13 protein-coding genes are annotated in these 12,649 nt (G+C 71.4%); 10 read left to right on the forward strand and 3 right to left on the reverse strand.

Going from position 1 to position 12,649, the window contains the following annotated elements; all coding sequences use genetic code 11:
• The 9 genes from ABT023_RS18850 (at position 1) to ABT023_RS18890 (ending at position 8,364) form a co-directional block, all read left to right on the forward strand.
• On the forward strand, positions 1–462 hold the full coding sequence (locus ABT023_RS18850; protein ID WP_350887184.1) for a DUF4240 domain-containing protein: 462 nt from the start codon (positions 1–3) through the stop codon (positions 460–462).
• Between the two features lie 76 nt (positions 463–538).
• On the forward strand, positions 539–1,072 hold the full coding sequence (locus ABT023_RS18855) for a DUF4240 domain-containing protein (RefSeq protein WP_350887187.1): 534 nt from the start codon (positions 539–541) through the stop codon (positions 1,070–1,072).
• 122 nt (positions 1,073–1,194) lie between these two features.
• Complete coding sequence (gene lepA / locus ABT023_RS18860) at positions 1,195–3,075, forward strand: translation elongation factor 4 (protein ID WP_350887189.1); 1,881 nt, start codon at positions 1,195–1,197, stop codon at positions 3,073–3,075.
• A 307-nt stretch (positions 3,076–3,382) separates the two neighbouring features.
• Positions 3,383–3,670, forward strand: coding sequence for a GlsB/YeaQ/YmgE family stress response membrane protein (locus ABT023_RS18865; RefSeq protein WP_350887192.1), 288 nt, complete (start codon positions 3,383–3,385; stop codon positions 3,668–3,670).
• A gap of 320 nt (positions 3,671–3,990) precedes the next feature.
• Positions 3,991–4,272, forward strand: a complete 282-nt coding sequence (locus tag ABT023_RS18870) for a GlsB/YeaQ/YmgE family stress response membrane protein (protein WP_350887195.1) — start codon at positions 3,991–3,993, stop codon at positions 4,270–4,272.
• 211 nt (positions 4,273–4,483) lie between these two features.
• Positions 4,484–5,773, forward strand: a complete 1,290-nt coding sequence (locus ABT023_RS18875) for a sugar ABC transporter substrate-binding protein (protein ID WP_350887198.1) — start codon at positions 4,484–4,486, stop codon at positions 5,771–5,773.
• Positions 5,770–6,756: a carbohydrate ABC transporter permease gene (locus ABT023_RS18880; RefSeq protein ID WP_350887201.1), complete on the forward strand. Its 987-nt coding sequence runs from the start codon at positions 5,770–5,772 to the stop codon at positions 6,754–6,756. Before ABT023_RS18875 ends, ABT023_RS18880 begins: the two co-directional genes overlap by 4 nt.
• An 11-nt stretch (positions 6,757–6,767) precedes the next feature.
• Positions 6,768–7,601: a carbohydrate ABC transporter permease gene (locus ABT023_RS18885; RefSeq protein ID WP_350887311.1), complete on the forward strand. Its 834-nt coding sequence runs from the start codon at positions 6,768–6,770 to the stop codon at positions 7,599–7,601.
• 118 nt (positions 7,602–7,719) lie between these two features.
• A complete protein-coding gene (locus tag ABT023_RS18890; protein ID WP_502890713.1) occupies positions 7,720–8,364 on the forward strand; it encodes an MOSC domain-containing protein in 645 nt (214 codons plus the stop codon).
• Positions 8,365–8,436: 72 nt separating this feature from the next.
• On the opposite strand, the gene ABT023_RS18895 is transcribed toward ABT023_RS18890, so the two are convergent.
• The 3 genes from ABT023_RS18895 to ABT023_RS18905 all read right to left on the reverse strand — a co-directional run bounded on the left by ABT023_RS18895 (position 8,437) and on the right by ABT023_RS18905 (position 11,396).
• On the reverse strand, positions 8,437–9,339 hold the full coding sequence (locus ABT023_RS18895; protein WP_350887203.1) for a phytanoyl-CoA dioxygenase family protein: 903 nt from the start codon (positions 9,337–9,339) through the stop codon (positions 8,437–8,439).
• A gap of 220 nt (positions 9,340–9,559) precedes the next feature.
• Entirely contained in the window at positions 9,560–10,423 is an 864-nt protein-coding gene (locus ABT023_RS18900; RefSeq protein ID WP_350887316.1) for a hypothetical protein, read from the reverse strand.
• A 190-nt stretch (positions 10,424–10,613) separates the two neighbouring features.
• Positions 10,614–11,396 (reverse strand): enoyl-CoA hydratase family protein, encoded by a 783-nt coding sequence (locus ABT023_RS18905; RefSeq protein ID WP_350887206.1) that lies wholly within the window; start codon positions 11,394–11,396, stop codon positions 10,614–10,616.
• 18 nt (positions 11,397–11,414) lie between these two features.
• On the opposite strand from ABT023_RS18905, the gene hemW reads away from it, so the two are divergent.
• A complete protein-coding gene (gene hemW / locus ABT023_RS18910; protein ID WP_350887209.1) occupies positions 11,415–12,638 on the forward strand; it encodes a radical SAM family heme chaperone HemW in 1,224 nt (407 codons plus the stop codon).
• The last annotated feature ends 11 nt before the right edge of the window (positions 12,639–12,649 follow it).

Consider the following 12,649-nt stretch of genomic DNA (forward strand, 5'->3'; position numbering starts at 1 on the left):
ATGCTGCCCCACCCGCGCCCGGTGCGCCGTTCGCCGCTCGCCGTTGAGCAGGCCGGGGATGTCGTACCGCCGCGCGACGATGCCGCCGTGGACACCGAGGGATTCTGGGCGCTGGTGGAGGCGTCCGCCCGGGCCTGCGGCGGCCCGGACGAGCGGCTGACCTGGCTCACGGACCGGCTCGCCGGCCTCCCCGCGACGGAGGTGGTCGACTTCCAGCTCCGGCTGGACGAGGTCCACGACCGGGCCGACACCACGCTCGACTACGTGGCGGCCGAGGCGCACGAGCGGATCACCGGCGTCGCCGAGGGCCTGGAGGACGCGGTGCTTCCGCGCGACGACGAGCCGGGCGACGACCCGCCGGACACCGGCGACGAGCCGGAGGAGTCGGACACCCCGGCCGAGTTCGCCCGCCGGTACCCACGCCTGGCGGCGATGTTCCCGCCCGTGCCCGCCCGCCGGTGACCCGCGGTGCGGCGCGGGACCGCCGCGCCCCGCGCGACCGCCGTGGCGGCGGCCGGCTCTGTCAGACTGCCGAGTCATGAGGACCGACGACTTCTGGCAGTTGATCGACCGGGCCCGGGCCGGCGGGGGCGGGGCGGCCGGCCCGGTCGCAGCCCGGGCCGTGGCGCTGCTGGCCGAGCGCGACGCCGCCGACATCGTCGGGTACGCGCAGCACCAGCGCCGAGTGATGGCGGCGTCCTACCGGGCCGACCTCTGGGGCGCGGCGTACCTGATCAACGGGGGCGCGTCCGACGACGGGTTCGAGTACTTCCGGGGCTGGCTGATCACCCAGGGCCGGGAGGTTTTCGCCCGCGCGGTGGCCGACCCGGACTCGCTGGCGGCGCTGCCGCAGATCCGCCAGGCGGCGCTCACCGGCGAGGAGTTCGAGGCCGAGCGGATGCTCACGGTCGCCGAGGAGGCGTACCGGAAGGCGACCGCCAGCGAGTTGCCGGCGGTGCCGAAGACGCCCTACCCGGAGCTGGGCGAGTTCTGGGACTTCGACGACGAGGAGGAGGCCCGCCGCCGGCTGCCGAAGCTCGCCGCGCTCTTCGTCGAGCCGCCCGAGGAGTGAGCCGCCGGCCCCGCCCCGGGCGGCGGGAGGAGTGATCCGACCGGGCCCGGGGCGACGTGGGAGCATAGAGGGGGCCGGCGTTGCGCCGGCCCGCTCACGTCAGCCGACCAGAACGGACCGCTGTGCCACCGACGCTCGATTCCGGCGCGAACGCTCCCGGTGCCACCGACCCGGCGCGCATCCGGAACTTCTGCATCATCGCCCACATCGACCACGGGAAGTCGACCCTGGCCGACCGGATGCTGCAGCTCACCGGCGTGGTCGACCCCCGGCAGATGCGCGCGCAGTACCTCGACCGGATGGACATCGAGCGCGAGCGCGGCATCACCATCAAGAGCCAGGCCGTCCGGATGCCGTGGACGATCCGCGAGGGCGACCGGGTCGGCGAACAGGCCGTGCTCAACATGATCGACACCCCTGGCCACGTCGACTTCACCTACGAGGTGTCCCGGTCGCTCGCCGCCTGCGAGGGGGCGGTCCTGCTGGTGGACGCCGCCCAGGGCATCGAGGCGCAGACCCTGGCGAACCTCTACCTGGCGCTCGAGAACGACATGCGGATCATCCCGGTGCTCAACAAGATCGACCTGCCGGCCGCCCAGCCCGAGAAGTACGCCGAGGAGCTGGCCCACCTGATCGGCTGCGACCCGGCGGACTGCATCAGGGTCTCCGGCAAGACGGGCGTCGGCGTGCCGCACCTGCTCGACGAGATCGTCCGGCAGTTCGACCCGCCGGTCGGCGACGCCGACGCGGCCGCCCGGGCGATGATCTTCGACTCGGTGTACGACGTCTACCGGGGCGTGGTCACCTACGTCCGGGTGATCGACGGCCGGATCGGTGCCCGGGACCGGATCAAGATGATGTCCACCGGCGCCGTCCACGAGTTGCTGGAGATCGGCGTCATCTCGCCGGAGATGGTGAAGGCCGACGCGCTCGGCGTCGGCGAGGTGGGTTACCTGATCACCGGCGTGAAGGACGTCCGCCAGTCCCGGGTCGGCGACACGGTCACCATCAACGCCAAGCCGGCGACGCAGGCGCTCGGCGGCTACAAGGACCCGAAGCCGATGGTCTACTCCGGCCTCTACCCGATCGACGGGTCCGACTACCCCAACCTGCGCGAGGCGCTGGACAAGCTCAAGCTCAACGACGCCGCACTCGACTACGAGCCGGAGACCTCCGGCGCCCTCGGCTTCGGCTTCCGGTGCGGCTTCCTCGGCCTGCTGCACCTGGAGATCATCCGGGAGCGGCTGGAGCGGGAGTACAACCTCGACCTGATCTCCACCGCGCCGAACGTGGTCTACCGGGCCATCACCGAGGACGGCCAGGAGATCGTCGTGACCAACCCGAGCGAGTACCCCGCCGGCAAGATCGCCGAGGTGTACGAGCCGGTCGTGCGGGCCACCGTGCTCACCCCGAACGACTACGTGGGCGCGGTGATGGAGCTGTGCCAGGGCCGCCGGGGCAACCTGCTCGGGATGGACTACCTCTCGGCCGACCGGGTGGAGCTGCGCTACACGCTGCCCCTCGCGGAGATCATCTTCGACTTCTTCGACCAGCTCAAGAGCCGCACCAAGGGCTACGCCTCGCTGGACTACGAGCCCTCGGGCGAGCAGGCGTCCGACCTGGTCAAGGTGGACATCCTGCTGCACGGCGAGCCGGTGGACGCGTTCAGCGCCATCGTGCACAAGGACAAGGCGTACAACTACGGCGTCACCATCGCCGCGAAGCTGCGCAAGCTGATTCCCCGGCAGCAGTTCGAGGTGCCCATCCAGGCTGCGATCGGCAGCAGGGTGATCGCCCGGGAGACCATCCGGGCGATCCGCAAGGACGTGCTCGCCAAGTGCTACGGCGGCGACATCAGCCGCAAGCGCAAGCTGTTGGAGAAGCAGAAGGAGGGCAAGAAGCGGATGAAGATGGTGGGCCGGGTGGAGGTCCCGCAGGAGGCCTTCATCGCCGCCCTCTCCTCCGACGACGGCGACGGAGGAAAGGCCGCCGGCAAGAAGTAGCCGCCCCATCGCCCTCTGGGGGGCAGGTCACCGTGGGTGAGCGCGACGGACGCCCCAGGCCGGCCCGGGACCGGGCGTCCGGTCGTACCGGAAGGAATTTTCCGGGCCCGGCAGCGCGCGCCGCAGGGGCGGTGGGAGCCCTTCCACCTGGCCTTTTCCCGCCTCGCGGGTGGGTGGAGGGGGTGGCGACATCGATGTGCGGCAGCAGATCGGCGGCGAACCCGGTTTGGATTTTCGGGCCCTCGGGAACTTAGCGGTCACGACAGCAACAACACCGTTGTGACACATCTTTAGGAGGAGGGCGACCGTGGAGCTCACCGTTTGGGGCATCATCACCGCACTCATTGTTGGTCTCATCATCGGCGCTCTGGGCCGCCTGGTCGTCCCGGGCCGGCAGAACATGCCGATCTGGCTGCACATGCTGATCGGTGTGGGCGCCGCGCTGCTCGGCACCGTGCTCGCCCGCGCCATGGGCATCGCCACCGAGACGGCCGGGATCGACTGGACCGAACTGCTGGTGCAGGTCGTGCTGGCCGCCGTCGCCGTGGCCCTGGTCGCTGGTGTCGGCCGTCGCCGGAGCGTCAGCCACCGGTAACGACACGTCGTTCTCTCCCGAAGGGCGCCCGACCACAGCGGTCGGGCGCCCTTCGCGTGCGTCCGGCCTTTCCGTGCCCGCGCCAAAGGCGTGGGGAAAGTGTGCGCGAGCGTCGCTCGTGAATGTGTGTCCCGGTGTGCCCGGACGGGAACGGGAGCGTCCCGAAGGGCTGCCGCCTGCGACCCTGTGCTGCTCAGACGTCCCGAGTGGGGTTCATCCACCGCAATGTCCGGAGGGTGGGTTTGGATTTCCGGTGGGTCGGGAACTTAGTTGTCGCCACAGCGAACAATAACTTGTGAAGCTTTCTGAGGAGAACGACCATGACCGTTACCGGAATCATCACCGCGCTCATCGTCGGTCTGATCGTGGGCGCCCTGGGCCGCCTGGTCGTCCCGGGCCGGCAGAACATGCCGATCTGGCTGCACATGCTCGTCGGCGTGGGCGCCGCCCTGCTCGGCACCGTGCTGGCCAACGCCGTCGGCATCTCCACCGACACCGCCGGGGTCGACTGGGCCGAGCTGCTGGTCCAGGTCGTCGTCGCCGCCATCGCGGTCGCGATCGTGGCCGGCGTGGGTGGTCGCCGCAGCGTCACCCACCGGTAACAACCACCGTTCCGCCAACGGGCGCCCGACCTCTCCGGTCGGGCGCCCGTTCGTCTGCGTCCCGCCCCGGTTCGGTCCATGTCGGACTGCCCCCGCGCCCCCGCTGCGGTACGGTCGCCTCGCTTCCAAGTCGCCCCTGTCGTAAAGGAATTTTTCCTACTAAGGTGCGGCGGAGAAGGTTAGTGCCAGGATGGCGCGAGGGAGATGTGGCGTGAACAGGTGGAAACGGCTGGTCCCGGTCACCGCCGTGGTGGCGTCGGCCGCGATGGTGCTCACCGGTTGCGGTGGCTCGGGGGACGACAAGGCCGCTGACAACAGCAAGCTGACGGTCTGGATGATGGGCGAGGGCAGCGAGGCGCAGACCGCGTTCCTCGACGGCATCGAGACCGAGTTCAAGAAGAAGCACCCCGACACCGACGTGGTCGTGCAGTACATTCCCTGGCTCGAGGCGCCCAAGAAGTTCCAGGCGGCGCTCGCCGGCGGCGAGGGACCCGACGTCACCGAGCTCGGCAACACCGAGACCCAGGGCTGGGCCGACCAGGAGGCGCTGGCCGACGTCACCGGCAAGTTCGGCGGCTGGGCCGAGGGCAAGGACATCCTCCCCGACCTGGTCAAGAACGCCCAGCTCGACGGCAAGCAGTACGGCGTGCCGTGGTACGCCGGCGTCCGCGCGCTGTACTACCGCACCGACTGGTTCGCCGAGGCCGGCGTGAAGCCGCCGACGAGCTGGGACGAGCTGGTCGCCGCCGCGAAGGCCGTCCAGGCGAAGAAGCCGGGCACCTACGGCATCGCCTTGCCGGGCAACTCGGAGCTGCCGTTCTACTCCTTCCTCTGGGGCGCGGGCGGCGAGATCGCCACCAAGCAGGGCGACACCTGGAAGTCCGGCTACAACACCCCGGAGGCCCAGAAGGCGGTCAAGTTCTGGACCGACATGGTCACCGTGCACAAGGTCGCCCCGCCCGCCGCCGCCGGCTGGAACGAGATCGACGCCCGGACCCAGTTCGCCACCGGTAAGGCGGCGATGGCCTTCGGCGGCAGCTGGCAGGCCGGCGCCATCAAGAAGGACAACCCCGACATCGAGAAGGTCTGGGGCACCTTCCCCATCCCCGGCCCGGACGGCAAGCCGGCCCCGGCCTTCGCGGGCGGCTCGGACATCGCCCTGTGGAAGGACAGCAAGAAGCAGGACCTCGCCTGGGACTACCTGACCGTGCTGCTGAGCAAGCAGAAGGACAAGGAGTTCGCCAGCAGCCTCGGCTTCTTCCCGGTCTACTCCGACCTGGTCAGCGGCGGCGAGTACGCCAACGACAAGCTCATGGCGGCGTTCGCCACGACGCTGCAGAACACGAAGTTGACCCCGATCACCCCGAAGTGGGTCGAGGTCAGCCGTACCAAGACGGTGACCCAGGCCATGAACAGCTCGGTCATCAAGGGTCAGAAGACGGTCGAGAAGGCCACCGCCGAGGCGGCTGCCGAGATGGAAAGCATCCTCAACGCGAAGTGACCACGCTGACCAAGGCGTCGGAGACGTCCGCCGCGCGGGAGAACCCCGCGCGGCGGCGTCGCCGGGTGGACCGCCTGCCCTACCTGCTGCTCCTGCCCTGCCTGGTGATCATCTGCGTGCTGCTGCTGTGGCCGCTCGGCCAGGTGGTGGCGATGTCCTTCTTCCGGCTGAACAACGTCCGGCAGCTGCGCGGCGACCGGGAATGGCCCTGGGTCGGGTTCGGCAACTACGCCGAGATCCTCGGCGACCCGTTCTTCCTGACGGTGCTGCGCAACACGGTCCTGTTCGCCCTGGCCAACGTGGCGCTGACGATGATCCTGGGCACCCTGGTCGGGCTGCTGCTCAACCGGCTGGGCAAGCGCATGGCCACCTTCGTCGCGAGCTGCGTGATGCTGGCCTGGGCCACCCCGGCGCTGACCGGCACCATCGTGTGGAAGTGGATGTTCGACGACACCTCCGGCCTGGTGACCTGGCTGTTCAACGCCCTGCCGGACGGGCTGTCGAACGCGCTGTTCGGGCGCACCGACTGGACCGGCTACGGCTGGTTCAACTCGCCGCTGCTGTTCTTCTCGATCCTCACCCTCGTGGTGGTCTGGCACTCCTTCCCGTTCATCGCGGTCAGCGTGCTGGCCGGGCTCAAGAGCGTGCCGAGCGAGCTGCACGAGGCGGCCCGGGTCGACGGGGCCGGGCCGTGGAAGGTGTTCTGGAAGATCACCTTCCCGCTGCTGCGCCCGGTCTTCGGGATCCTGGTGGTGCTCTCCACCATCTGGGACTTCAAGGTGTTCACCCAGCAGTTCGTGCTGGCCGGCGGCACCCAGGACCGGCCGACGTTCATGTTGTCGATCTACTCGTACGCCGAGGCGTTCTCCCCGCCCCCGAAGTACGGCCTGGGCGCGGCGATCGCGGTCATCCTCACGCTGATCCTGCTCCTGGTGACCGGGTTGTACGTGCGGATGGTGCTCAAGCAGGAGGAGGAGTCGTGAGGCGCGGCGCGGTGGTGAAGCGGTTCGCCCTCAACGGCGCGGGCCTGCTGGTGGCGCTCTTCGCGGCGTTCCCGGTCTACTGGATGATCGCGACGTCGCTCAAGCCGAACCGGGAGATCTTCTCGGCCACGCCCCGGCCGGTGCCGGCCAACCCGACGCTGGAGCACTACCGGGAGATCCTGACCGGGAACCTGATCCCCGGCGTGACGTTCGCGGACTTCTTCCTCAACAGCGTCCTGGTGGCGGTCTCGACCGTGGTGCTCAGCAGCCTGGTCGCGCTGCTCGCGGCGACCGCGGTGGCCCGGTTCCGGTTCAAGCTGCGGACCAGCTTCCTGATCATGCTGCTGGTGGTGCAGATGATCCCGCTGGAGGCGCTGGTCATCCCGCTGTTCCTGATGATCCAGCGGCTGGGCCTCTACAACACCCTGCCCAGCCTGATCCTCACCTACCTCGGCTTCTCGCTGCCGTTCGCGGTCTGGATGCTGCGCGGCTTCGTGGCCGCGGTGCCCAAGGAGTTGGAGGAGGCCGCGGCGATCGACGGGGCGACCCGGTTGCAGATCTTCCGCCGCATCCTGTTCCCGCTGGTCGCACCCGGTCTGGTGGCGACCAGCATCTTCTCCTTCATCACCGCCTGGAACGAGCTGATCTTCGCGCTGACGTTCATCAACGATCAGGACCGGTACACCCTGCCGGTGGCGATGACGTTCTTCTTCGGCCGGGACGACACCGCGTGGGGGCCGGTGATGGCCGCCTCGACGCTGTTCACCCTTCCGGTGATCATCTTCTTCCTGCTGGTGCAGCGCCGGATGGTCTCCGGCCTGGTGGCGGGCGCCGTCAAGGGCTGAGGTGCGGGCCGGGGCCGGCCGGGCGCGTGGCGTCCGGGGCCCCTGCCCGTCGCCCGGCGGCGAGGTCTCCGCCGTTGCGGGGGCGGCGGTCGCCGGCGCTCGGCCGTAGGCTGACGCCATGACGGGCAGGCTGGTGGCGGTGAACCTCGGCATGGTGACCGAGGCGGAGTGGGCGGGCGACGCGACCGGCCGCAGCGGGATCGACAAGCGACCGGCCGACGGGCCCGTGCTGCTGCGGGCCGACGGCGTCGAGGGGGACTTCATCGCCGAGCGGGCCCACCACGGCGGTCCCGACCAGACGGTCTACGCGTACGCCGAGGAGGACGCCGCCTGGTGGGCGGCCGAGTTGGGCCGCACCGTCCGGGAGGGTGACTTCGGCGAGAACCTGACCACGTACGCGGTGGACGTGACCGGGGCGGTGATCGGGGAGCGGTGGCTGATCGGCTCGGCCCTGCTCCAGGTGACCAAGCCGCGCACGCCGTGCACCACGTTCGCCGGGTTCTGGGGCGTGCCCGACCTGATCAAGCGGTTCACCTTGCGGGCCGCGCCCGGGGCGTACCTGCGGGTGCTGCGGGAGGGCGAGGTCAGCGCGGGCGACCCGGTCGAGGTGGTGGACCGGCCGGCGCACGGGGTCACCGTCGGCGAGGTGTTCCGGGCCGGCACCCTGGAGCCGGAGCTGCTGCCCCGGCTGCTCGACGTCCCCGAACTGCCGGAGTCGGTCCGGGAGAAGGCCCGTCGCCGCCTCGACGCGGGGCGTGCCTGACCGCGCCGGGCGTGCGAAAGGGCCCCCAGCCGTGCGCGACGCGCGCCGGCGGAGGGCCCTTCGGCTAAGGCGTCAGCGGAGCCAGGGGATGTTGCGATCGAGCTGGCCGCGCTCCTTGAGCTCCTTGCGCAGCGGGATCTCGTCGTCGACGTACCCGTTCCAGTTGATGCCCCAGTAGTTCGCGGTGTGGGTGCCCTCGCCGCAGAGCTGGCGCTGCACCGGCGTGCGGTTGGCCCACCACTCGCTCTCGGGGTCGATGTGCAGCTCGTCGAGGGGGCGGATCCACCGGTAGGTGTAGCCGACGAAGAGCATCTTGCGGGTGATCGTGGAAAGGTTCGTCGACCGGGAGTGCCACTGGCGGCGGTCGAAGATGAACGCGTCGCCCGGGTTGGCGGTGATCTCCACCGTGCCCTCCGGGTCCGGGTTGTGCACCGTCAGGTCGTCCGGCCGGGGCAGCGAGTTCCACAGGTGGCTGCCCGGGATCACCTTGGTCGCGCCGCGCCCGGTCTCCGACAGGTCGGAGAGCACGTACGCCACCTTCAGCGAGAACATCGGCCGGGGCAGGTTCGGGTCCATCGTCTCCGGGTCGGAGTTCTGCCGGTACCCGTCCTGGTGCCAACCCCAGTACGGCTTCTCCGGCTCGGCCGCCGGCGGGGTGACGTCCAGGTGGTTGTGGTGGGTGTAGATGTTCCACCCGGCCAGGCCCCACATGTAGGGGAAGGCGATCGGGTGGGTGAGCAGGTTGCCGAAGAGCTCGTCCCGATCCAGGAAGCCCAGCAGGTGCAGGGTGCCGTCCTTGGTGGTCTTGCCCTTGGCCTTCTCCTCCGCGTAGACGCGGTCGACGGCCTCCTCCAGGGCGGCCCGGTGGTCCTCCGTCAGCACGTTCCGCAGCAGGAGGAAGCCCTGCTCGTGGAACTCCTTGCGATCGGTGTCGCTGATCGGTTCGTAGCCGGTCCGGCCGTCGTAATCGAACACCGCGTAGTACCCCTCCCCATGAGGAAACCATTTCTGGCCCAGGCAGCCGATGGTACTGCGCCGGCATCGGGGGTGGCGCCGCGCCCGGCCGGCACCGGGCGGATGCCCGACGATCGGCAGCCGGCCGGGTGCGGAGGGTGACAATTGGGTGCCGGCTCGGGTAAATCGCCCCTCTATGCCGGATTGTGCGATCACCGTCGGTGGGGAGACCCGGGGACGGTCAGGAGTCGGCGAAGACCTCCGCGACGACCCGCCGGTCGGCAGCCGGGGCGTCGGCCACCCGACCCCAGGTGCCGCCCTCGGCGGTCCACTCCAAACCGCCGAAGCGCACCCGCTTCACCCCGTGGTCGGAGGCGTGCGAGACGAGCCAGTGCGCGTACCGCCAGCCGTCGCGCTGGTCGGTGGTCGGCACGGCGAGCCCGGTCAGCTCGGCCAGCGACACCGTCCTCGACAGTCCCCAGTCGAGGCTCAGGCCCTGGGTCAGCGCCGCCGCAGCGGCCTCGCCGCGCATCACCGGCGTCGACCCCACGGTGCAGGCGACGGCCCCGGTCGCCTGACCGAGCAGCGCCCGGGTCAGCACCTGCGACTCGTCGGCCCACTTCTCGTACGCCTCCGGGTAGGCCGAGCGCTGCACCCGCTGGGCCGCATCGGTGACCCGCATCTTCTCCCAGCCGCGCACCCGCTTGAGCGCGGCGTAGAACTTGTTGGTCGCGTACCGCGGGTCGCCGATCTGCTCCACGGTGCCCCAGCCCTGGCTCGGCCGCTGCTGGAACAGCCCCACGGAGTCGCGGTCGCCGCCGTCGAGGTTGCGCAGCCCGGACTCCTGGTACGCCGTGGCGAGGGCCACCACCACGGCGCGCTCCGGCATCTTCCGCTGGGTGCCGATCGCCGCGATGGTGGCGGCGTTGGCCATCTGGTCGGCGTCCAGGCGCACCTGGCCGTCCGCCTGCACGAGACAGGTGCGGCTGGCCAGGGGGAGCCGTAGGCGCTCACCCACCTGGCTGGCCACGAGCCAGATCCCGATGGCGGCGACGACGGCGACGACGACACCGGCCGCGATGACTGCCCGACTTCGCACCCGCACCCCCTGTTCGACGGCGTCCGCCAAGAGTACGTCCCCGTCGCCGCTGACCGACTGGTCCGACCGGTTCGCTCCGTTCCGTAGCGAGTCGACCACGTTTTCCGCCCGGGCGGCCTGTTCCGCCCGGCCCGGCGTCCGGGCGCAACGGGCGCGGTGCCGGCCGGCTTTCCCGCCGGCCGGGCCGGGAAACGCCTCAGGCGTTCGGCACCCAGCTCGGGTCCCGCTTCTCCCGGAACGCCAGTACCCCCTCGCGTCCCTCCTCGGAGAGGAAGTACCCGGTCGACACGGCGGCCAGCTCGGCGATCTCGGCGGCCAGGTCGGCGGCCGGCGGTCGGCGCAGCAGCGCCTTCGCCCCGGCCAGCGCCTGCGGCGCGCCCCGCACCAGCGACGCGCACACCCGCTCCACCGCCGCGTCCAGCCCGTCGGCCGGCACGGCGGTGGTGACCAGGCCGATCTCGGCGGCCCGCCGGCCGTCGAAGGTGTCGCCGGTCAGGTACAGCTCGGCGGCGGCCCGGGGGGCCAGCCGGGGAAGCACGGTCGCCGAGATCACCGCCGGGATCACCCCGATCCGCACCTCGGTGAAGGCGAACGTCGCCTCCTGTGCGCAGACCGCCAGGTCGGCCGCCGCGATCAGGCCCAGCCCGCCGGCCCGCGCCGGCCCGGCCACCCGGGCCACCACCGGCTTCGGGCACTCCCAGACCGCCGCGAGCACGTCGCCGAGCATCCCCGCCGGGACCGTCCCGCCGGCGTACGCGGCGGCGGTCTCCTTCAGGTCGGCGCCGGAGCAGAACACCGGGCCGGTGTGGTCGAGCACGACCACCCGGACCGCGTCGTCGGCCACCGCGGCGGCCAGCCCGGCCAGCAGCTCGGTCATCAGCGGCGTGGAGAGCGCGTTGCGGTTGTGCGGGCTGTTCAGCGTGAGGGTGGTCACCCCGCGGGCCGTGGTGACCCGCACGAGCGCGTCGGATGAGGTCATGCGGGCACACTAGTGGCCATGCCCGGCGTCCTTCCAGAAGGCGAAGCCGTCCCCGTCGACGGCTCGCTGCCCGCCACCGCCACCCGCGCCGTCGGCGCGCGCGGCTTCGGCGTGTACGTGCACGTGCCGTTCTGCGCCAGCCGGTGCGGCTACTGCGACTTCAACACGTACACGGCCGACGAGTTGGGCGGCGGGATCGGCCGCGAGTCGTACGCCGACACGGTGCTGGCCGAGCTGGCCCTCGCGGGCCGGGTGCTCGGCGACACCCCGCCGCCGAGGGTCGACACCGTGTTCGTCGGCGGCGGCACGCCCACCCTGCTGCCCGCCGACGACCTGGCCCGCATCCTCGACGGCATCGACCGCACCTGGGGGCTGGCCGCCGACGCCGAGGTGACCACCGAGGCCAACCCGGAGTCGGTCACGCCGGAGTCGCTGAAGACCCTGCGGGCGGCCGGGTACACCCGGATCTCGCTGGGCATGCAGTCCGCCGCCCCGGGGGTGCTGGCGGTACTCGACCGTCGGCACAGCGCCGGCCGGGCCACCGCCGCCGCGGCCGAGGCCCGCGACGCCGGGTTCGAGCACGTCAACCTGGACCTGATCTACGGCACGCCGGGGGAGAGCGCCGAGGACTTCGCGGCCTCCCTCGACCAGGTGGTCGCCGCCGGGGTGGACCACGTCAGCGCGTACGCCCTGATCGTGGAGGACGGCACCCGGCTGGCCGCGCGGATGCGGCGCGGCGAGCTGCCGTACCCCTCCGACGACGTGGCGGCGGACCGCTACCTGGCCGCGGAGGCCGCCCTCGGCGCGGCCGGCTTCTCCTGGTACGAGGTGTCCAACTGGGCCCGCACGCCGGCCGGCCGCTGCCGGCACAACCTGCTCTACTGGACCGGCGCGGACTGGTGGGGCCTGGGCCCGGGGGCGCACAGCCACGTCGGCGGGGTGCGCTGGTGGAACGTCAAGCACCCGAGCGCGTACGCGAAGCGGCTCGCGGCGGGGGAGTCCCCCGGCCTGGCCCGGGAGGTGCTCACGCCCGGCGAGGCGCACATGGAGGACGTGATGCTGCGCCTGCGGCTCGCCTCCGGCCTGCCGCTGGACGTGCTGGACGCCCCGGGCCGGGCCGGCGCCCAGCGGGCCGTGGCCGGCGGGCTGCTCGACCCGGCCGGGTACGCGGCCGGCCGGGCCGTGCTCACCCTGCGCGGCCGGCTGCTGGCCGACGCGGTCGTGCGCGACCTGCTGCCCTGACGGGGTGACCC

The sequence above is a fragment of the Micromonospora sp. NPDC002296 genome (genome assembly GCF_040296145.1).
GTDB lineage: Bacteria > Actinomycetota > Actinomycetes > Mycobacteriales > Micromonosporaceae > Micromonospora.

Bases quoted from the DNA above. Each gene is read 5' to 3' on its own strand.
- ABT023_RS18850 (WP_350887184.1), top strand. From the start codon at position 1: ATGCTGCCCCACCCGCGCCCGGTGCGCCGTTCGCCGCTCGCCGTTGAG.
- ABT023_RS18855 (WP_350887187.1), top strand. From the start codon at position 539: ATGAGGACCGACGACTTCTGGCAGTTGATCGACCGGGCCCGGGCCGGC.
- ABT023_RS18870 (WP_350887195.1), top strand. From the start codon at position 3,991: ATGACCGTTACCGGAATCATCACCGCGCTCATCGTCGGTCTGATCGTG.
- ABT023_RS18890 (WP_502890713.1), top strand. From the start codon at position 7,720: ATGACGGGCAGGCTGGTGGCGGTGAACCTCGGCATGGTGACCGAGGCG.
- ABT023_RS18905 (WP_350887206.1), bottom strand. From the start codon at position 11,396: ATGACCTCATCCGACGCGCTCGTGCGGGTCACCACGGCCCGCGGGGTG.
- hemW (WP_350887209.1), top strand. From the start codon at position 11,415: ATGCCCGGCGTCCTTCCAGAAGGCGAAGCCGTCCCCGTCGACGGCTCG.